This is a genomic window from Streptomyces sp. NPDC052225 (assembly GCF_040679615.1).
In the GTDB taxonomy this organism is placed as follows: Bacteria; Actinomycetota; Actinomycetes; order Streptomycetales; family Streptomycetaceae; genus Streptomyces.
Map to the genome: position 1 here is coordinate 42,733 of NZ_JBFAVD010000002.1, position 20,032 is coordinate 62,764.

Consider the following 20,032-nt stretch of genomic DNA (forward strand, 5'->3'; position numbering starts at 1 on the left):
GAACGACGCGCGCCCGCACAGGCGGCACAGTCGCCACGAAACTGCCGGCATGCCCCTTTTCGGGGCGTCGCCTCGAGACTCATCCGGCGCCTTGACCTGCCGTTGCAGGCCTTTCCGCCTGGCATGTTCGCGCCTCAGCTTGCCCTGCGAGCCCAGCGTCAACAATGACGGGTTTCGCATCGTCAGATAACCAAGGAGTTATCAATGACGAGAACGGGAGGCGCGGGTGGACCTGCCGCGGGCGCTTCCTTGAACGTTCGGTGTGATGGCACGGGGATGCCCCGTTCCTGTGGCCCGAGGATCTTTCCGCTCCACCTCTGTACGTGTCCCGCACGCTCGTGGATAGTCCTATAGCTGTGACAGACACAGCTCGCACTCGCACTCCCGCATGGCCCACAGGCATCAGCGCGATCACTCTCTTCACCGAGGATCTCGACGCCACGAAGCAGTTCTACCAAGAGGTCTTCGGACTGCCGGTGGCCTTCGAGAACGACAACTCGGCCGTCTTCGAATTCGGCAACACCATCATCAACCTGCTCACAGCCACCGCAGCGCCCGAGCTCATCGCACCCGCCCGCGTCGCCCAGCCCGACGTCGGCTCCCGCCTCCAACTCACGCTGCCCGTCGACGACGTGGACGCGATGTGCACGGAACTGACCACCCGTGGCGTCACCCTGCTCAACGGCCCCATGGACCGGCCCTGGGGCATACGGACCGCCAGCTTCCGTGACCCCGGCGGCCACATCTGGGAAATCGCCCAGTGACCGCGACGCCGAACCCCGAGATCCAGACACTCCTGCCGGTCCTGGAAGGACAGAGGCGCCACGTGCTGGGCATACTCGACGGCCTCGGACCCGATGCCCTGCGCCAACCCGTGCTGCCCTCCGGCTGGAACTGCCTAGGCCTGGTCCAGCATCTCGCCCTCGATGTCGAGCGGTTCTGGTTCCGCGCGGTAGTACGCGGCGAGAAGGACGTCATCACGTCGCTGAGCGACGACGGCGACGCCTGGCAGGTGGACGCAGAGGTTCCGGCTGCCGAGGTGCTCGAGCAGTACCGCGCACAGACCGGCCTCGCGGACACCATCATCCGCGCCACTCCCTTGGACGCTCCCCTGGCCTGGTGGCCCCACCACCTCTTCGGCGAGCCACACCTGCACACCCATCGGGACGTCCTGCTCCACGTCATCACCGAGACCGCCTGCCATGCAGGTCACCTCGACACGGCGCGAGAACTCCTCGACGGACGGCAATGGATGGTCCTCACCTGACACCGCCGCCGGCCACGCCACCGCGGCCGGGCAGACCTCCCTCCGGGCCACAGCAACCCCCCAGGGCAGCCTTTGGGCCTCAGCCCGTGCGCGGACCGGTCTCTCGTGCCGCGCGCGCCAGAGCTCGGATGAGGTCAGTCTCGGATGCGGTCGGCCAGATCAGAGCCCACTGGCCAATGGGGGCGTCGTGGGGGCTCAGGTAGCGCAGGCCGGGCCAGCGGTAGTAGCGAGCGGCGTCCCCGTGGACGAGACTCACGGCGTGGCCTGCAGCCACAGCCGCGGCCACTTCCTGGAAGGTGGTGACCTTCGGTCCGCGCCGGATGGGTCGTCCGCTGGGCGTGTGGGTGGGCACCAGCGTCTGCAACCAGTACTCGGGAGTGGGCGGCCCCGAGTACGGCAGAACCCAGTCCGCGAGATCCTCCATGCCCACCTCGTCCCGTAGCGCCAGCGGGTGGTCGGTGGCCACCATGAGCAGCAGCGGTTCGGCGTCGATCACGGGGCCGACGGTGAGGTCGGACTCTCGAACGGGCAGCCAGGCGGATGCGACCTCGACGGTGCCGTCGCGCAACGGGCCGAAGGGATCGGTGAAGTTCATCTCCCTGATACGCAGTTCTACGTCAGGGTGCCGCTTGCGGAACAGGTCAAGGAGGTCGGCCTGGTCGTGGGCCTGGGGCCCGTGCAGCCCGAGCGTGAGCGTGCTCCTGGCGCCGCGGGCGGCGGCGGACGCGTCCCGTATCCCGTCACAGATCTGCTGGTAGCCCACGCGGAAGCTTTCGTGCAACTGGGCTCCGATGGGCGTCAGCTCGACGTGGCGGCTGCTGCGGGTGAACAGGCGAGCGCCGATCTGCCGCTCCTGCTTGGCAAGAGACTGGCTCACGCGCGCCTGAGTCACATGAAGTCGCTGCGCCGTCCGCCCGAAGTGAAGCTCCTCGGCCAACGTCAGAAAGATCTCGATATCCCGCAGCTCCACTGCCGTCCCCCACCGGTCGTCGCCGATAACTCCGGGGTTATCTGATCATGCGACCCGCGCTGTACGGATGGCTGGGCCTGTAGCCGACCACTCACATAGCCGGGCCAGGACCGCGGCAACCGGACGGGGTGCGGCTGCTTCCGGATAGCTGAGCTGGGAAGACGCGGCGCGGTGGAGGAGGGGCGCCGTGGTGCCGTTGGCGGAAGAGCTGCAGACGCACAAGGCCGCGACCCGACAACGAGCGGACCAACTCCGGCCGAGGCTGCTGAGTTGTCTGTCCGGCTGAAGGAGGACCAGGCGGTCGGGGGCCTCTGACCTGGCGGTAGGAGGCACCCTTCCCCGTGGGCTGATCTGCGTGTTCGGGTCGTCACTCCCGCCCAGGCTTTCCTTACCCTCCGTCCGCTGCACTCCAGACCACCGGGCCCGGCCTGAGCCTCTGCCAAGTCCTCGGCACCCTGCAGCACGTGCGGCGGCGGTGGAACAGCATGTGCACCACGGGCGGCCCAAGGCGACTTTGCGGGCTCGCCGGCCAGCGCCTCATGCTCGCCCCGGACTCTCGCGGGGCGTACTCCCTCCTGAAATGCTCCAGGTAGTGGCTGGTCACCTCAAGAGCATCCGCTCCGGTCGGCGGCGGTTGCGTCGGGCGCATGCCAGTGAACTTCTGCCGCCTTACGGCCTGTTGCTCCGTTCCGGACCCCTGAGTCATGCGGGTGATCCTATTCAGGGGCTGCCTCAACCCTGATCAGACCCCAGAGTGTTCGTGTCAACCGTCAGCCGCGTTCCGAGAACGCCTCGGTAGTGAGCTCCTGGAGATCGGCCTGCGACACGTCACGGAGACGCTGCGTCAGCCCCCACCGATGACCGAACGGGTCCAGCAACTGCCCCTCCCCCTGGTACGCCCACGCACGACGCCCGCCTCCCGAACAGACGGGGGCGGGCGTCATGGCGTGAAGATCAGGCAGGCGTGATGTTCTCCGCCTGCGGGCCCTTCTGGCCCTGCGTGACGTCGAAGTTGACCTTCTGGCCTTCCTGAAGCTCACGGAAGCCCTGGGCGGCGATGTTCGAGTAGTGGGCGAAGACGTCCGGGCCGCCACCCTCCTGCTCGATGAAGCCGAAGCCCTTTTCCGAGTTGAACCACTTCACAGTGCCCGTAGCCATCTGTCCTCCAAGGAGACTCGATGCCGGTTCCCGCACCCTGCGGAAACCGAAGGTGATCGTCCTGGTCCTCAGAGACTGCGAACAGCAAGCTGCCCGTGAACTGGCGCGCTCACGGGCGGTACTTCGAACCATGACTGCTAACCCGACGTTACCCGGACAGCCCCGCTTCACGCTTCTTTTCGCTACGCCAGCCGGACACCAATGCGCGTGCCGGGCGAGCGGAAGACGTCCTGGCGACGGTCGTCGTCGCAACTGCGCGACCGTGGAGGTCGTTCGGTCGCATCAGTGTGGGAGGCCTCCGCCGCGACGGCCTGGTGACGTCCTCACTCCGGTACGGCCAGCAGGCCGCGTACGGCCCTCAGCATCAGGCACCCTCCCTGTCCGCGCGCTGATCATCCTGCCGGTCTCCTCGCCGTGCTCCTCGTCGGCTCGTACGAGCTGCCCGAGGCCATCCAGGACCGGCAGTCACGGTATGTACATCACGCATCAGAAACAGCTCAACGCCGACCTGCTGGACTCCATCAACACCTGCTGAGAGGAAGAAGGCAGTCGACGTGGCAGGTACTGCTCCTGGTTCGGTCGTCGCGGCTGTCCGCCCGAACTGCCGAGGACGGGGGGCAAGCGGGCGGCTCCGTCAGAGGGCCGCACCGAGCATCGCGGCCGCGATCTCGCCGCTCTCGCCCGTACGCCAACGATCACCGTGTCGCGCTCGACGATGTGGGCGCCGCACAGAGCGTCGCCCGTGGCAGTCGGCGCGAACACCTCGCCCTCGTCGATAACGCCGACGCCGAGCAACTGGAGTCCGGACACCATCAGGCCGCACACCTGCCACACGATGGAGCGCGACCCGGTCCAGCGCGGCGCCGGGTGCCCGGCGACAGAGTCAAAGGCGCACGATGACGAGGGCCGTGTCGTCGGTGGCGCCGGCTGGGGCGATGAGTTCCCGCAGGACGGCGTCGGCCAGTTCCTCCGGCGTGGCAGCGCGGTGTCGTACGAGTGAACCGACGAGTCGGGCCAGGCCGCTGTCGATATCCTCGTGGCGGCGCTCGATCAGCCCGTCGCTGTAGAGGACGAGCGTGTCGCCCTCGGTGAAGCGCGTCTGCGCCTGCGGTCGGGGTTCGTGATCGGGGCGGGCGCCCAGTGGCGGGTCTGTCGCCCCGTCGAGGAACTCGACCTTCCCCCCACGACGGAGGAGCGCGGGTGGCGGATGGCCGGCACTGCTGTAGGTCAGCAGGTGGGTGTCCCAGTCGATGAATGCCGTCACGGCTGTGGTGTTCTGCGCGCCCTCCACGCTGCGGGCGTACAACCCCAGGACGTCCAGGGCCTGCGCCGGGCCGTCTGCGACCCGGCACGCCGCGCTGAGCGCGCTGCGCAGCAGTCCCATCACCCCGGCAGCTCGCAGTCCGTGACCGACCACGTCCCCCACGGCTACCGCGATGCGATCCCCAGGAAGGTCGACGAGGTCGTACCAGTCGCCGCAGACGTTCAGCGAGCCGAGCGCCGGTCGGTAGCGCACCGCCGCGTGGTGATGCCCCACCGGGCCCGGGGCCGGCAGCATCGCCTCTTGGAGGGCGAGCGCCACTTCGCGTTCGCGGGCGTGAGCCTTGCGCAGCCGTTCGTTGACCTCCTGGAGTTCCCGGGCGCGTATGTAGAGCTCGGCCTCCAGCCGGCGGGCACTGTCTCCTCCGGCCGCACCGCGCGCCTTGATCAGCTCCGTTACCTCCTCCACCCGGTGGAGGAGGAGGATCACCTGCCCGTCCTCATCGAGGACCGGGGCATTGACCGGGCTCCAGTACCGCTTGTCCCACTCGCCGGGCCGCTCGACTGATTCCACGTCGTAGCGCTGCAACGCCATCGTGTCGCGCGCTCCGGTCGACAGAACGCGCTCCAATGAGGCCGCAAGATTCTTGACACCGCTGGCCCCCTCGTCGTCCGGGTTGTCCGGGAAGACGTCGAAGAGATAGCGGCCCACCAGCTGATCGCGCGTCCGCCCGGAGACGCGCTGGAACTCCTCGTTGGCATCCACGTAGCGCAGGTCGGGCGTCAATAGCGCCACCATGCCCGGCAGTGCCCGGAACACAGCGGCGTAGTCGATCTCCGGGTCCGCCATGACCGCCTGCCTGCCCTACGAGAACACCCTGGAGTACCCACCATAAATTCGGCCGCCGTATCCGGCTCGCTCTGCCAGTCTCGAGTGCGCTGCGGTCAGCGGCGTCCGGGCTGCATCACCGGCACTTTGCGCACCAGGTCCGCCGGTCTTCTCGGCAGCTGTTGCGGCTGGACGGCCCTCCCTCCAGGACGGGGCCTGCCCCGACCCGTTGATGGCCCATGTCACTGCCCGGGCGAGCGTGAAAGCCCGCCTCCTACCGGGCCCGAGCGGCTTGGCGTCCCTGCCCGGCCCCGCCCCTGAGGTGCTGCGGCTCCGCCGCGAGCTGCGTCGGCCCCGCCCTCGGAAGAGGACGGGGCCGACGCGGTGCGCTGCCGGCAGCCCCAACTACCGGACACGCGCGAGGACAAGCCACCGGGCCACCCGGCAAGGGCGTCCCGAGGCCGCACGGCACCATCTCACCGCGCCCGCAGCAATCAAACCCTCCGCCGCGCTCTCTCCCGTCGCTCGCACGGCACCACTGAACGCGTCACATCTCCTTCACATGCCCATACCCCTAATTTGCCCCGTACCGGGCATCCGGACAGCACAGCCGACCGTGAGGGACCTTCGCCGTGATAGTCGTCGCCGTGCTGCTCCTGCCCACACTCGCCCTCCTGCTCTTCGGCCTCGACCGCGTCGAGGACCGGATCCTCGCGCCGGTCCATCCACCCTCCCCACGCCACGCCCGTCGGCAGCGGCGCCGTCACCTGAGGCTGATCAGCAGCCCAGCGCCCGACTCCGTGACCGACGACCAACCGCCCCGCACGCACGCTGCGTGATGGGCCGGGGCCGTCGGGAGCCGAGCGGGGACCCCTCTCCATTGCGGAGTCCACCCAGGCGACCACCAAGGGACGCACGTCTACGACACCGGGCGCGGATGCCGGCCCGATCCGTCCGACGGCGTTCCTGCACCGCGGCACACCCCAAGGTGTCCCCTGCCCGTCTGGAGCGTCGCATCGGCCGCCGCCGACGTCCGTGACAGGCCATGGCCTGGACGCCTTGTGTGTGTGGGGGGGGAGCACCGCATCTGGTGACTCCGCCGGATCGGAAAGATATGTGCCAGAGAGTCAGGCGCCGCAGAACTCGGCGTCGACGACCCGCTGTTCGTGGACGTTCCAGTCGCCGTTGAAGTTCAGCGACACCACGTGATCGCCGTCCGCCGTCGCCATGGTCTGCGAGATGGAGCCCTGGATGCCGCCGTTGTGCCCCCACACCTCGGTGCCGCACGCCAGCGTCATCTTCATCAGTCCCAGGCCGTAGGAGAAGTTCGGCAGCCCCTTGATCTCCACGGTCGTCATCATCTGCTTCAGCTCACGCTCCTTCAGGAGCCGGCCGGAGAACAGGGCCCGGTAGAAACGGTTGAGGTCACGGTTGTTGGAGATCATCTCTCCGGCAGCGCCCGCGAAGGAGGGGTTCATCTCCGTGACGTCGTAGACAGCGCCGTCGGCTTCGCCCGGACCGGCGAGTTCACCGGTCAGCTTCGAATAGGCGCGTCCGCTGGGGCCGGGGACTCCGACGCGGTTGCCCGGCACGCTGGTGGAGTTCAGGTGCAGGGGGCGCCGAATACGTTCCTCGATCTCGTGGGCGTAGGAACGGCCGGTGACCTTCTTGATCACCATGGAGGCGATGACGTAGTTGGTGTCCGAGTAGCCCCAGGAGTCACCCGGAGCGAAGGTGGGCCGGTGCGCCATGGCGAGCCGGACGATGCGCCGGGGTGTCCAGGTCTCGTAGCGGTGCTGGAGGAAGGCGGTGCTGAACTCCTGCCGCTTGAAGCCTTCGTCGTCGGTGTAGCTGTAGAGGCCGCTGGTGTGGTTCAGGAGCTGGCGGAGCTTGATCTTGCTGCCGTCGTTGCCGTTCCCCGTCACCAGACCCGGCAGCCAGTGATCCACCGTGTCCTCCAGACTCAGCTTGCCCTCAGCTTCCAACTGGAGCATCACCGTGGCCACGAACGTCTTGGTGATCGAGCCGATGCGGTACCGGCCATCGGTACGCGGCTTGCGCCCCGTCGACAGATCCGCGGTGCCCGCACGATGCGCCCAGGCGGTGTGCCCCGTCTCGGCGAGCACGATGCCACCGGGCGGCCCGTCGCGGACCATCGACTCCAAGGCTTTCCGGGTGGCCTCGTGTCCCGCCCCCGCGGCGGTCGTGGCCCGGGGGCTCTCGGCCGACGCGGGCAGGGTGAGTCCGGCGCTCATCACGGCGGCCGCCATCACCCCGGCTGCGGCGACTCGCATCCTGCGGCCCGGCGGCCGGGGACCGCCGCGCTTGGACGAACGCGCCTCGTCGACCGCGTGCGGGTGCTCATACATGAAGGACTCCTCGGGTGGTGGCGACGACTGAGCCCAGTATTTTTGATCAACGTCCGGGTCCGGGATACCGCAAGCCACCGGCTTGCGGGTGGGGTTACCCCCCGGCAGCTCTCGGAGTTCGGGGAACCACTCTGGTTCGAACAGCCGAGTACGAGCGGCCTGGAATCCCAAGCTGGACGCGGTCGCCCCCACATCTGTGACGTCGGCAAGATCGTGGTCGGGGAGCCAGAGGCCCAGGGCCGCGACGGTCACGGTGCCGTGAAAACGCGCCCTCGTGTCGGAGGCCGATCGCGGGGCCACTGCGTGGGGGGACCCCCAAAGTCATCGTCGAACGACTCCGAGGAAGGGCTCTGGCCCACTTGTTGTGGCCCCGTACGCCGAGTGATTATTGATCTTTCAGGGCGGGCGAGTTCTCTGATGGGGGTTGTTCGTTGACCGGTGACGTTGCGTTCGACGGTGTGCTGACGCGGCTCGTCCCGACCACCGAGAACGACCTCGAGTTGTTGGCCTCATGGTTCGCCGATCCCGACTTCGTGGAGAACTGGGGCGGGATGCCACTGACTCGGCAGCAGGTCGCCGAGAAGTACCTGGGGCGGCGACGCCCGCACGTGGGCTCCTACCTGGTACTCGCAGACGGCACGGCGGTGGGCTACGCCCAGTACTGGCACGCTGATGCGACCGGGGGCGGCATCGACATGGTTCTCACCCCTGACGCTCAGGGACGGGGCCTGGGACCTGACGCGGCTCGGGCTCTGGTCACGTATCTGTGCTCGGAGCGTGGCTGGCGGCGGGTGACCGTTGATCCTGTCGCGGCCAACCTGCGAGCAGTGCGGGCATGGGAGAAAGCCGGCTTCCGCCCCGTGGCACGAGAAGGGCGCGACCTCCTCATGGAATGGCACCCGGCAGAGTAGCCAAAGGCCCTGCAGCCGCGGCCACAAGGAGCGGTCGTACTCCGGCTCACAGAGCTGCTGTTCCTGGCGGTCGCGGACATCGCGGTGCAGTCACTGGACGTGAAGTTGGAGAACGGCCTTCGTCGATCGATCGACCTCGTGCTCGGCACGCAAGGCACCACGGGTTTGCTCTACTGCACAGAACTTAAGCCTCAGGTACCGCTGACCCGTCGCGGAGCGTCGCCGGCAACGCCCCCGGTCGCGTCCGCGTCCGCGTGATCGTGCAGGCTGGTCGCGTGGCCAGTCGCATAGAGAAATACCTCGCCCATCTTGATCGGCTCTCCGGCGGAAGAGAGCCGCGGTTCTTCCCTGTCGAATCGACCAAGCAGGGACTGCGGGGCGTGACGGAGATCGTGTACGACGACCTGCCGGAGGGGCTTCTCACGACGCTCACCTACGGGTTGTCGCTGGTGGAACACCCGGACTGGCAGCACGGCTCGCCGGAGCTCTGCCTCAGCGTGAATTCGACCGACGTGATCTGGGCCCACGCGGTGGGCTTCCTCGCCGAGCAGCTCCGTGGCACCTGCCCCTTCACCTACGGCAGCACCATTGACTTCGGGGAGCGAATCGTGCCGGAGTCGCGCATGACGGCATTCTGCGTTTTCGCTCCGATGGTCCTCAGTAGAGAGGACTACCTGGGCATCGACGTCGGTGTGCCAGGACACGAGGGACACGATGTGATCAACGTCCAGGGGATGTACCCCATCCACGAGGTGGAGCGGCAGTTCATCAACGAGCGTGGGCTTGAAGCCTTCTGGAGAAGCGAGTGGGTACCCACTGACGTGCTGCGCGGGCCCGCGATCTGATTCGGATGCCTTGATGGGTGACACCGGGCGAGCAACACTCGTTTGTGTAGGAGTGCGAACCCAGCACGGCCGGGCATCTCACCTGCGGCCATCACGCTGGAAACCGAGCAGCGTCTTGGTGGCTCGCGCCAACACTTCCAGCCGTAGGGGATCTCATGAGCAAGAGCGTGACCGACGAACAGATTCAGGCACTGGCCGCAACCGCGCAGCCCTACAGTCTGGCGCTCCTTCAGTGGGGACCGGAGCGAGCCAGGGAAGGCGCGGACACGATCGAACTCGAGCACCAGCGGCGCATGGTGTCGCTGCGCGCGGAAGGGGTTATCGCGATCCTTTGTCCGGTGACCTCCGATACCGTGGCCGGCGCCGCGATCATGACCGTGCCGGCCAAGGAAGCCATGGAGATCATGGCTGAGGACCCTTGCGTCCAGGCCGGGATGATGCACTGCGAGGTCTACCCGTGCCACGGCTTCCCCGGGGACGCGCTGCCCGCCTGAACGGTCCCGACTGGTACGGCAGTCCGGCCCGCACAGGGCGGGGCGGTCGGCGGATCCTCGGTCTGCGTGCCGACGTGGCCCGCCTGGCGACGGCGTCAGCGTGTGTCGGTCATCCCGCCGGTCACGGCGATGGTCTCGCCGATCGTGTAGCTGGAATCGGCTTCAGAGGCGAGGTAGACGAAGGCCGGGGCGAGTTCCTCCGGCTGAGCAGCGCGTCCCAGCGGGTCGGAAGCGGCGAGGTTCTCCCGCAGGTAGTCGTCGGTGAAGCGCTGTCCCGCGAGGTTCAGGACAGTCCACGTGGGACCGGGTGCCACGACGTTCGCGCGGATCCCGCGTGCGGCCAGGTGCGGGGCGATCGACTTCGTGAAGATGATCTGCGCGGCCTTGGACGCCGCGTAGTCCATCATCAGATCGCTGCCCTTGAGCCCCTCCTCCGACGCCGTCGCGATGATCGCGTCTCCCCGCTTCAGATGGGGCAGGGAGGCCTGTACCAGGTGGAAGTAGGCGTAGACATTCGTCTTGAACGCCAGGTCGAACTCCTCGAAGTCCAAGTCCTCCAACGAGTTCTGGCTGTTGAGCCGGGCAGCGTTGCTCACCAGGATGTTCAAAGCGCCCAGGGTGCTCACCGTCGTGTCCACGGCGTGTCGGCAGAAGTCCGGATCGCACAGGTCGCCGGGGATCAGCAGGCAACGCTGCCCCTCGGCTTCGACCGCCTGGCGGGTCTTTTCGGCGTCTTCCTGTTCTTCGGGCAGGTACACGATCGCCACGTCGGCGCCCTCCCTGCCGTACAGCACCGCCACAGACCTGCCGATGCCCGAGTCGCCGCCGGTGATCAGTGCCACCTTGCCCCGCAGCTTGTCCGAGCCGCGGTACCGCGGCGCCTGGTAGCGGGGCGGCATCGACATCTTCGACTCCAGGCCCGGCCGCGTCTGGCGCTCGAACCGGTACGGCGGCGTCGGCTCACCGCCGTTGCCCGGGCTGGTGGAAGAACCGTCGTGCTCCACAGTCATCAGTCTGAACTCCCGATCACACGTATACAGACGTCCTCACTGCGTAACCCGCATGCGAACCCCGAAACGCACCGCCGACCTCGGCGGACGGCGAAGCACGCGCGCGAGGGTCTTCGCCGGTGTGCGCGATCTGGTGCCGCGTCGGCTGCCCGGCCGAACCGCTGAGCGGCGCCCGATGGTGCGGCGATCTCACGCGCGCCCGTGGCCCAAGCCTTGAAGAGGGCGATCGCCTCGCACTCGGCGAACGACAGGGAGGGGCCCCGAGGGCTCGCCCGGAGTCGGTTACTCGATCAGGCCCTTGCTCCGCAGGAGCGGAAGGACTTGGTCCCGCACGGCGGGAGCGAGCACCAGCCCCGGCTCGTTGCCGACGACCCACCGCATGTCCGCGAGTTCGGCGGCGGGCTGCGGCTCGCAGGTCAGGCCGGCGGTGAAGACCGTCATCAGCATCGGCACCCCCTCCAGCGCCGCCACGGCCTCGACCTCGGCCAGCGGCTCCGGTCGCACCGGCTCGACACCGAGTTCCTCGCGCAGCTCCCGCCTCAGCGCGGCCAGGGCGTCTTCCCCAGGATCCGGCTTCCCTCCGGGCAAGTAGAACACCTCGGGTGCAACTGTCTTGCTGACCACGAGCAAGCGCCCTTCGACCACCACAGCGGCTGCCGCGACACGCAGCGTTCCATCCGTCTGACCGGCTACAACAGCATCCTTCGTCATACCGGTCACCCTGTCACGGCGCGTGTCCAGCCTCGTCGGCCGTCGGCACCCGCTCCGACGCCGCCCCGGACGGTACGTGCTCCGGGTGACCCACCGTCGGGGCAGGACGACGAATCGCGGCAACCGCCTTGAGCGCGTGCACCTGCAAGTACGCTCGGCGAGGACCAGGCGGTGGAACAAGACCTGCACCGAACCCGCACGCGTCTGCTGAGCCCTTGGAAGGCCACTGAGCCTACGGGAGTTCCTTGCGCATCAACGTGCACATCGTCTCGTAGCGGCGCAACGACCCGTCAGGGGCTTGCACGTCCCACGAGTCCGGCTGGCGGTCGTATGCGACATAACCCAGCCTTTCGTAGAGCGCACGTGCCCGGGGATTGCTCTCCTCCACACCGAGTTCCGCATGCCGCAGACCGCGATTTCTGATTCGCTGCTCCGCAGCTTCAACCAGGAACGTACCGATTCCGCACGACTGCAAGGCGGGGTGGACTGCCAGCTGCCACAAAGTGCCGACGCCCTTCTTGACCTGGTAGTCGACACCGCCTTTCGCCACAGGGATGTCCGTTGCGGGGCAGACGGCAAGGTAGTCGACCTCGCCGGACCGGACACGGTCCAACTGCCTGGCGACGCCGGCCAGATGGTGGCCGGACCCCGCCCACTCGCACGACGCCAGGTCTGCGTGCACCAAGTCTCGGGCTGACAGCTTCAACACAACACTGACCATCTTCAGTACCTCCGGCGAGCCAGCATCCATGCCGATTGCATAGAGCGCAAAGCTGTTTCCTCTGCCCACCCCGGCCGCGAAGGCGATGAGCGTCGTCAGAACCTGACACAGCGGCAACTCGGTGCGCTGCTGCGGCTCTCCAAGTCGGCTACGGTCCGGATCGCCCCTCCCCTCAGGCCGTTTCCGGCTCTGCGGTGGCGCAAGCAATGGGCACGCAACGACCGATGCCTGACGGACCGCTGTTCAGCGAGGCCCAAGTCCCGTTGTGCCGTCGAGGAGTTCGCGGGCGATGTCCAGATGGCCGGCGTGCCCAGTGCCCGTATGTCGAGCCCGTCGACAACGGCCAGCACGCTGGCTCGCTGCGCCGCGAGAAACGCCAAAAGCGTCTTCTTCTCTGTGCTTTCCGCACTCCTGTGGGCATGGTGCCAGGAGCCACTGACAAGCAGGCCAAACGGGCCGGCAGGCGCTCCCAACTGACAGGTCACCACTGGGGCCATGCAAAGCCGTCGGACGATCGCCACACGGGTCCGCCCTTCGGGTCCGGCCGCATGCTAGGGCGGGGGTCCTGGATCGACGAGTCCCCCTCGTGGCGGCAACGTGAAGGCACGCCGGAGGTATGACGGATTTCGTCAACTTGATCCTTCGATGGCAGAACGTGGCGCTTTGCATCTCGTTGCCACCACGGAGACCGGCTGTGGAACTTGGCGCCTTGAGACGCGCGCCGGGGGAAGTGCACACTCCGCAGCCGGCTCTCCTCGTGGAGGCCTGGCCTCGTTCCTCGAACCGACGAGGCCAGGCGCTCCCCGACCGCCGACAGCCGGGGAGCGCTGATCATTTCAGCGTGCGGTCCCCCGATTTCGTTACTTCTGGTGAGGTAAAGGTGCCGGCACCCGGCCGGCGGCAGGTCCGCCCACCGCCGGGGAGCCGAGTTCTACGTCGTGAGTGACCGGCAAGTCGCCGCCATGGCGCGTGCTGTCTACGGCGCGAAACAGGACAGCGTGCACATCATCGGTGACCAGACGTCGCGGTGCGGCTCGTGCCCGCCGGAGGGAAAGCAGACACCTGCCCGCCAGACCGGCCCGCTGGGGCCGGGCCAGCGCGCCGATGGGGCCGCGCGGTCCGGGGCATCTTCCTGACTTGCGCGCGTTTTCCCTCGCCGAGGCCCGTTGTTCCAAGGGCCCCGGCCGAGGCGGCACCAAGATGTCAGTAAGGCAGGGGCGGACGGTTGCGCAGCGTCCAGCGGCGTTCCGCGTAGGCGAGGTCGTCGCGCCACAGCCGTCCTGCCGCCTTGCGCATGAGGGGGCGCAGGAGGAAGGAGGCGTGGCGCGCGACCGTGAAGCCGGGGCGCTCGGAGGTGGCGAGCACCGCCTCCACCACGGCCGTGCGGGGCGTGCGGTGTCCGGGCGGGGTCAGGGGCGTGGCGTGGGTCTCGACGACCGAGTCGCGTCCTTCGCCGTCCGTGATGTGCATGACGACGGTACGGGGTTCCGGGGCCGTGAAGACCGCGCGGACGGGGACCACGAGCCGGGAGGTGAGCTTGAAGGAGACGTCGACGACGAACCGGTCGGGGTCCCCGGTATCGCCCCGGGGGCTGTCGGTGACCTTCAGGTCGACGAACGAGTACGGGTGGAACCAGGCGCCGTGCCACGGGTCGAGGCGGTTGGCGACGATGTCCTCGGGTTCGCAGCGGCCGACGCCGGTGTAGACGGCACGGACGGAGCGTGCCAGGTCCGGGCGCGGAGGGATCACGGGCCGGTCGAGGGGCTGCTCGCCGTCGACGCCGTCGAGGCGGACCCACATCAGGACGCCGTCGTCGTGGACGGGCAGCGTCGGCCAGCCCGGGGCGCCCCGGGCGTCGAGCGCCATGCCGTGCCAGTGGCAGACGAGGGTTCCGCAGCGTACGGGGCTGTCCTTGAGGGGTGCGCCCAGGTGCGGGCAGGATCCCGGCCCCGCGACGAGGTGGCCTTCCCCGTCGCGCCAGACGACCAGCTCCCGGCCGGCCACGGTGCGGCCGAGGGGGGCCTGGGCGGGTACGTCGCCGGACGCGCCGATGACGTACCAGTTGCCCGAGGGGCGGGTCTGCGACCGTTTGAGGGCCGTCTCGATCAGCGCGGGCCGCGCCTGGCGCCAGGTGGGCTCCTGTCGTTCCCACGCCTGGGGGTGCCTGCGCACGGTCAGCGGGAGCCGGGGCCGACGGGGCTGGTCCCTCATGCCGCCCTCCCTTCCCGGGCCTCCCGGCGTACCGGGGCGGCGAGGTCGAAGGCGTCGGGTCCGTGACCGGCGCCAGGAGAATGCGGGGTGGTCACGAGGGGTGGCGAGCCGTGCCGGATCCGGGCGTGCGCGATGCGGACGAGTCCGTCGAGGGCGACGACGGCGCGTCGCCGCCGCGGGACGACGGCCCGCCGGTGCAGGACGTCGTACCCGTCGTCGGCGACGGCGTCGAGGATGCCGGCGTAGAGGACGAAGGCGCTGCGGATACAGGGGCGGGACACCGGATCCAGCAGGGCGATTCCGGGGACGGCCCGCCGGTAGACATCACGTGTGAGGGCTTCGAACGCCTTCAGCGCACGGGTGATACGGGGGTCGCGGCGCCCGGTGTCCCGGCTCCAGCGCAGCAGTTCGCGGTCGGCGCCGTGCGCGGCGAGCAAGTCGGCGGGGAGGTAGACGCGGCCGCGGTCCAGGTCCTCGCCGACATCCCGGAGGAAGTTGGTGAGCTGGAAGGCCACGCCGAGGTCCGCGGCGTACGGCTCCGCCTCGGCGCGCGGCACGGTGGTGCCCAGGACGGGGAGCATCTGCAGACCGATCACCGCCGCGGATCCGTGCATGTAGCCCCTGAGGTCGGCGTACGTGGGGTAGTCCGTGACCGTCAGGTCGTCGCGCATGGCGGACATGAAGTCGTGGAAGTGCCGCGGGTCGATCGCGTGGCGCCGCGCGGTGTCGGCCAGGGCCTGGACGACGGGTTCGCGGCTGTGGCCCGTGCGGAGGCCGTGCCGCAGGCTGGTCTCCAAGTCCTCCAGTGCCAGGGCGCGTTCGAGCGGGGTCCCGCGGCTGTCGTGGGTGTCGACGAGGTCGTCGGCCCAGCGGGCGAAACCGTACAGCGCGTGCACGGCGGGGCGCCGGTGGGCGGGCAGCAGTCGGGTGGCGAGGAAGTAGGTCTTGCCGTGCCGGGCGTTGAGCCTTCGGCAGTGGGTGTAGGCGCGGCGCAGGGCAGGGTCGGTGATGCCGGCAGCGTCGAGTTCGCGGGCGGTCACGAGGGGGTTCCTCCAACGGTTTTGAGCAGGGCGCGGCCCCGGGAGGCGCGGGGAGTGGGGGTTCCGGTGATGCGCTGCGCGGCGAGCTTGCCGGAGAGCAGCACGGTGGGCACGCCCACGCCGGGTGTGGTGCCGCAGCCGGCGAGGACCGCGTTGGCCGTTCCGCGGACGAGGTTGCGGGGGCGGAAGGGGCCGGTCTGGGCGAAGGTGTGCGCGGCGGAGAAGGGGGTGCCGGCGGCGTGTTCCTGGGCGTGCCAGTCGGCGGGGGTGACCAGGCACTGCTCGTCGAGCGAGTCGCTGATGCCGTCCAGGCCGCGCCGTTCGAGTTCGGTGAGGAGTTCGGCGCGGTAGCGGGGTGCCAGGTCGCCCCATTGGGCCGGGCTCGGGCCGATGTCGGTGTTCGGGCAGGGCGCCAGGATGTAGTGCAGGTGCCGGCCCGGGGGCGCCAGGGTGGGGTCGGTCGCGGTGGGCCGGGTGATCAGGAGGGACGGGTCACTCATCAGGCGGCCCGCGCGGGTGAGTTCGTCGAACGTCTCGTGCCAGGCGGAGCCGAACGAGATCGTGTGGTGGGCGAGTTGCGGCCAGGTGCGGTCCGTTCCCGCGTGCAGGATCACGGCGGAGGGGGCGTGCCGCACGGGGGCCGGACGGCGCGGGATGCGGCCGAGCAGTCGGTAGGTGACGGGCAGGTCGGGGGTGAGGACGACCGCGTCGCAGGGGATCCGGTCGTCGCCGGTCACGACGGCGGTGACGCGGTCCCCCCTGCGTTCCAGACGCTGCACGCTCTGGCCGTAGCGCAGGTCGGCGCCGGCGTCGCGGGCGGCGTCCGCCATGGCCTGTGGGAGGGCGTGCATGCCGCCGCGCGGGAAGTAGACCCCGGCGACGGTGTCCATGTAGGCGATGACGGCGTAGGCGGCGAGGGCGCGGGCCGGGGGCACTCCGGCGTACAGGGCTTGGAAGGAGAAGACGCGGCGCAGGCGTTCGTCCTTGATGAACCGGCCGATCTGCGCGTCCATGCGGCCGAAGCCGCCCAGTGCGGCGAGGCGGACGAGGTCGGGGGTGAGCAGTTGCAGCGGTGAGTCGAAGTTGGTGTCGATGAAGTGCTTGGACTGCGCCTGGTACAGGCGGTGCAGCCAGCGGCGCAGACGGACGTACCCGGCCGCGGCCTGGGGGCCGGCGAAGTCCTCGACGGCCTGTTGCATGGCCTGCGCGTCGGTGTGCACGTCCAGGGTGCTGCCGTCGGCGAAGGAGGCGCGGTAGGCGGGGTGGAGGGGAAGGAGCTCCACCCGGTCGGACAGGCGTTCACCGACGGCGGCGAAGGCTTCGTCGGCGAGGTCGGGCATCGTCAGTACGGTGGGTCCGGTGTCGATGTGGTAGCCGCCGCGCACGAGGCGCCCGGCGCGTCCGCCGGGCTGTTCGTCGCGTTCGACGACGGTGACGCGGCGTCCGGCGCCCAGCAGGTGCAGGGCCGCGGCGAGGCCGGAAAGGCCCGCGCCCACGACGACCACGTGATCGGTCTTTCCGCGTACGGTCTTCACCTGGCTGCTCCCTGGGCTGCGGAGGTCGCGGTCGGCCGGGCCGAGGCGGTGAGGGGTGTGGGGACGGTGGTGGATCCGGCCGCCCGTTGGAGCAGCAGGCGCAGCCGGGCGTGCGCGACGGGATCGAGGGGGACCGCGTTCAGATGGCGCATGCTCTGCCCGATCAGCCGGCGGATCTTCTCCTCGACGGCCTGGCGGGCGCCGGTGCGTTCGAGCACGTGCCGGATCTCGTCGAGACCGGCGTCGTCGAGGTCGGGCCGCCCCAGGCAGGTGTCGAGGACGTGCAGTGCGTGCCGGTCGCCGTCCCGTTCGGCCTGAGTGTGGGCCAGGGCGACCAAGTAAGTGGGTTTACCGGCTCGCAGATCGCCCGCTGCGGGCTTGCCGCGCCGGTCCGCGTCGCCGAAGGCGTCTTCGAGGTCGTCGCGCAACTGGAACGCGAGTCCGGCGCCGCGGCCCGACGAGCACAGGGCGCGCACGGTGGTGTCGTCCGCGTTGCCGAGGAGGGCGCCCAGGTGCAGCGGTCGCTCCACGGTGTAGAGGGCGGTCTTCAGGCAGGCGGCGCGGACGGCGTGGCTGAGGGACCGGGTCCGGGTGTGCTCTCCCTGAATGTCCAGGTACTGGCCTGCCACCATCTCCAGGCGCATCTGCGACCACGTCTCCCGGATCCGTCGCAGCTGGTGGCCCGGCAGGTCGAGGGCGGCGGCCTCGTCGTCGGCCCAGGCCAGCGCGAGGTCGCCGGCGAGGATCGCGGCCGACACGCCGAAGGGTGCGCCGCCCTCAGGAGCGGAGCCCGCGTACTGCGCCGCGAAGTCGGCGTGCACGGCCGGGTGGCCGCGCCGGGTGGCGGCCGCGTCCATGAGGTCGTCGTGCACCAAGGCGCAGGTCTGTATGAGTTCGAGCGCGGCGCTCAACTGGAGGGCCGCGTCCACCTGCGGCTCGTCCGGAAGTCCGCAGGCGCGCAGGCCCCACCAGAGGAACTGCGGGCGCAGCCGCCGTCCGCCGTCGAGGGTGAAGCGTGCGACGCGTCCGGCGACATCGGCGCCGAACGTCGCGTTCACGGTGGTGGCCTGTGCGACGCGGTGGGCGAGCAGCGGGGCCAGACGGTGCTCCACGGCCTGCGCCACATCGGCATCGATCTGCCGTACCCGCACGGACCGCACCTGGTGGGCGCCATAGCTGCGCGCCATGTCCGCCCCTCGGTCCGCCCCGTCGGGTGGCGCCGCCGTCGCGGTGGCGCCCGCTGCCTCGTCGGGGGGCATGTCGACTCCTTAGGTGTGGCTGTGACCAGAGGTGTTGTGTAGGTCCATTCCTTGCCCTCGCCGCGATCGGATGCGCCGGATTGCGGCAACCGGAGCAACGCTCCCGGAGCGGGGGCGCGCCACGAAGATCTTTCCGATCGCCGAGATCGCGCATCCGTGCCCGCCGCGGCGGTAGAAGGGGTGTGCGGAGCACGAGGACGAAACCCCGGAGGTGAGCGTGCGGTCGGACGTGGTGATCATCGGAGCCGGAGCCGCCGGCCTGTCCCTGGCGGAGCGGCTGTGCACCGCCCCGGCACGGCCCGCCCTGTCCGTGCGTCTCGTCGAGGCGCCCGCGGGACCGCTGCGCCCCGCACCGCGCACCTGGTGCTTCTGGGAGCAGGGCAAGGGCCGGTACGACGATGCCGTCACGGCGTCCTGGGACCGGCTGCGGGTGCACGGCCCCCGGGGCCGTGCCATCGACGCGGGCACGGGCAGGCTGCGGTACAAGATGATCCGCTCCCCCGACTTCGAGGCCGTGGTGGAGCGCCGACTCGCCTCACGCCCCGGCCTGGTCCGCACGGAGGGCACCGTCGAGAGCGTCGAGGGCGGTGCCGGGGGCCCGCGCGTGCTGGTGCGCACCCCCCTGGGGGGATGCGAGAGTCTCGCCGCGCGCTGGGTGTTCGACTCCCGGCCCCTGGGCAGTCTGCCGCCGGCCCGAACGACCCTGCTCCAGCACTTCAGCGGCTGGTTCGTGCGCACGCGACAGCCCGTCTTCGACCCGCGGGCCGTCGAGCTGATGGACTTTCGCACTCCGCAGCCACGGCGCGGTCTGGCCTTCACCTATGTCCTGCCCACCAGTGCCCGCACCGCCCTCGTGGAGTACACGCAGTTCTCCGCGTCCGTACTGCCGACCGAGCGTTACGAGCAGGCGCTGCATGCCTACATGCAAGACGTTCTGGCGGTCCGTGACTTCAGCGTCGAGGCGCGGGAAGGAGGCGTCATCCCCATGACGGACGCCCGCTTCGCACGCCGGACGGGACCCGGAATCTTCCGGATCGGCGCGGCGGGAGGTGCCACCCGTCCGGCGACCGGCTACACCTTCGCCGCCATCCAGCGCCAGTCGTCACTGATCGCCGACGCGCTGCTGGCGGGGCGCGACCCCGCGCCGCCGAGGCCTCACTCGCGGCGGTCGATGGCCATGGACGCGGTGCTCCTGCACGGGCTCGCGGCAGGGCACGTCGACGGAGCGGCGTTCTTCACCCGCCTGTTCTCACGCGTACCCGCCGAGCGGCTGCTGCGTTTCCTCGACGGCACGACGGCCCTGCACGAGGACCTCTCGATCGGTCTGCACAGTCCCGTCCGCCCCCTCCTTCGCAGTGCGGCCGAACTCCCCACCCGTCCATGGCGGCCCGCCTCCGCGCCGTGAAACACCTCTGCACCGCCCCTGACCTCAACCGCTCCCC

18 protein-coding genes are annotated in these 20,032 nt (G+C 69.6%); 7 read left to right on the forward strand and 11 right to left on the reverse strand.

All coding sequences use genetic code 11. The features are described 5' to 3' along the window. The first annotated feature begins 356 nt into the window (after window positions 1–356). Window positions 357–764: a VOC family protein gene (locus AB0L37_RS03285; RefSeq protein ID WP_365499314.1), complete on the forward strand. Its 408-nt coding sequence runs from the start codon at window positions 357–359 to the stop codon at window positions 762–764. Further along, the gene (locus AB0L37_RS03290; protein WP_365499317.1) at window positions 761–1,267 is read left to right on the forward strand and encodes a DinB family protein; all 507 of its coding nucleotides are present in this window, start codon (window positions 761–763) and stop codon (window positions 1,265–1,267) included. The genes AB0L37_RS03285 and AB0L37_RS03290 overlap by 4 nt, the downstream gene beginning before the upstream one ends. A gap of 79 nt (window positions 1,268–1,346) precedes the next feature. On the opposite strand, the gene AB0L37_RS03295 is transcribed toward AB0L37_RS03290, so the two are convergent. From AB0L37_RS03295 to AB0L37_RS03305, 3 genes are all read right to left on the reverse strand, one after another. After that, window positions 1,347–2,237 carry a LysR family transcriptional regulator gene (locus AB0L37_RS03295; protein WP_365499320.1) on the reverse strand — a complete coding sequence of 297 codons (891 nt, stop codon included), beginning with the start codon at window positions 2,235–2,237 and terminating at the stop codon, window positions 1,347–1,349. 954 nt (window positions 2,238–3,191) lie between these two features. Next, window positions 3,192–3,395 (reverse strand): cold-shock protein, encoded by a 204-nt coding sequence (locus AB0L37_RS03300; protein WP_114041062.1) that lies wholly within the window; start codon window positions 3,393–3,395, stop codon window positions 3,192–3,194. Between the two features lie 883 nt (window positions 3,396–4,278). Next, a complete protein-coding gene (locus tag AB0L37_RS03305) occupies window positions 4,279–5,505 on the reverse strand; it encodes a SpoIIE family protein phosphatase (protein ID WP_365499323.1) in 1,227 nt (408 codons plus the stop codon). Window positions 5,506–6,116: 611 nt separating this feature from the next. Here AB0L37_RS03305 and AB0L37_RS03310 point away from each other — a divergent pair. Continuing rightward, entirely contained in the window at window positions 6,117–6,323 is a 207-nt protein-coding gene (locus tag AB0L37_RS03310; protein ID WP_365499326.1) for a hypothetical protein, read from the forward strand. Window positions 6,324–6,611: 288 nt separating this feature from the next. Here the strand turns inward: AB0L37_RS03310 and AB0L37_RS03315 are convergent, their stop codons facing one another. After that, window positions 6,612–7,853 (reverse strand): serine hydrolase domain-containing protein, encoded by a 1,242-nt coding sequence (locus tag AB0L37_RS03315; RefSeq protein WP_365499329.1) that lies wholly within the window; start codon window positions 7,851–7,853, stop codon window positions 6,612–6,614. 431 nt (window positions 7,854–8,284) lie between these two features. Between AB0L37_RS03315 and AB0L37_RS03320 the strand changes: the two genes are divergently transcribed. From AB0L37_RS03320 to AB0L37_RS03330, 3 genes are all read left to right on the forward strand, one after another. After that, on the forward strand, window positions 8,285–8,764 hold the full coding sequence (locus AB0L37_RS03320) for a GNAT family N-acetyltransferase (protein WP_365499332.1): 480 nt from the start codon (window positions 8,285–8,287) through the stop codon (window positions 8,762–8,764). 275 nt (window positions 8,765–9,039) lie between these two features. Next, window positions 9,040–9,609: a suppressor of fused domain protein gene (locus tag AB0L37_RS03325; RefSeq protein ID WP_365499335.1), complete on the forward strand. Its 570-nt coding sequence runs from the start codon at window positions 9,040–9,042 to the stop codon at window positions 9,607–9,609. A gap of 155 nt (window positions 9,610–9,764) precedes the next feature. Beyond that, window positions 9,765–10,103: a hypothetical protein gene (locus AB0L37_RS03330; RefSeq protein WP_365499338.1), complete on the forward strand. Its 339-nt coding sequence runs from the start codon at window positions 9,765–9,767 to the stop codon at window positions 10,101–10,103. Between the two features lie 95 nt (window positions 10,104–10,198). Here the strand turns inward: AB0L37_RS03330 and AB0L37_RS03335 are convergent, their stop codons facing one another. The 7 genes from AB0L37_RS03335 to AB0L37_RS03365 form a co-directional block, all read right to left on the reverse strand. After that, window positions 10,199–11,113 carry an SDR family oxidoreductase gene (locus AB0L37_RS03335; protein WP_365499341.1) on the reverse strand — a complete coding sequence of 305 codons (915 nt, stop codon included), beginning with the start codon at window positions 11,111–11,113 and terminating at the stop codon, window positions 10,199–10,201. Window positions 11,114–11,395: 282 nt separating this feature from the next. Then, window positions 11,396–11,824: an NUDIX domain-containing protein gene (locus AB0L37_RS03340; RefSeq protein WP_365499344.1), complete on the reverse strand. Its 429-nt coding sequence runs from the start codon at window positions 11,822–11,824 to the stop codon at window positions 11,396–11,398. 232 nt (window positions 11,825–12,056) lie between these two features. Beyond that, window positions 12,057–12,575: a GNAT family N-acetyltransferase gene (locus AB0L37_RS03345; protein ID WP_365499347.1), complete on the reverse strand. Its 519-nt coding sequence runs from the start codon at window positions 12,573–12,575 to the stop codon at window positions 12,057–12,059. Window positions 12,576–13,748: 1,173 nt separating this feature from the next. Beyond that, window positions 13,749–14,756, reverse strand: coding sequence for a DUF5914 domain-containing protein (locus AB0L37_RS03350; RefSeq protein ID WP_365499350.1), 1,008 nt, complete (start codon window positions 14,754–14,756; stop codon window positions 13,749–13,751). After that, window positions 14,753–15,796 (reverse strand): phytoene/squalene synthase family protein, encoded by a 1,044-nt coding sequence (locus tag AB0L37_RS03355; RefSeq protein ID WP_365499353.1) that lies wholly within the window; start codon window positions 15,794–15,796, stop codon window positions 14,753–14,755. Before AB0L37_RS03355 ends, AB0L37_RS03350 begins: the two co-directional genes overlap by 4 nt. Then, window positions 15,793–17,331, reverse strand: a complete 1,539-nt coding sequence (crtI, locus tag AB0L37_RS03360; RefSeq protein WP_365499356.1) for a phytoene desaturase family protein — start codon at window positions 17,329–17,331, stop codon at window positions 15,793–15,795. Before crtI ends, AB0L37_RS03355 begins: the two co-directional genes overlap by 4 nt. Beyond that, window positions 17,328–18,590 (reverse strand): polyprenyl synthetase family protein, encoded by a 1,263-nt coding sequence (locus tag AB0L37_RS03365; RefSeq protein ID WP_365499359.1) that lies wholly within the window; start codon window positions 18,588–18,590, stop codon window positions 17,328–17,330. The genes crtI and AB0L37_RS03365 overlap by 4 nt, the downstream gene beginning before the upstream one ends. Window positions 18,591–18,807: 217 nt before the next feature. On the opposite strand from AB0L37_RS03365, the gene AB0L37_RS03370 reads away from it, so the two are divergent. Beyond that, window positions 18,808–19,995 carry a lycopene cyclase family protein gene (locus AB0L37_RS03370; RefSeq protein WP_365499362.1) on the forward strand — a complete coding sequence of 396 codons (1,188 nt, stop codon included), beginning with the start codon at window positions 18,808–18,810 and terminating at the stop codon, window positions 19,993–19,995. Window positions 19,996–20,032 lie beyond the last annotated feature (37 nt).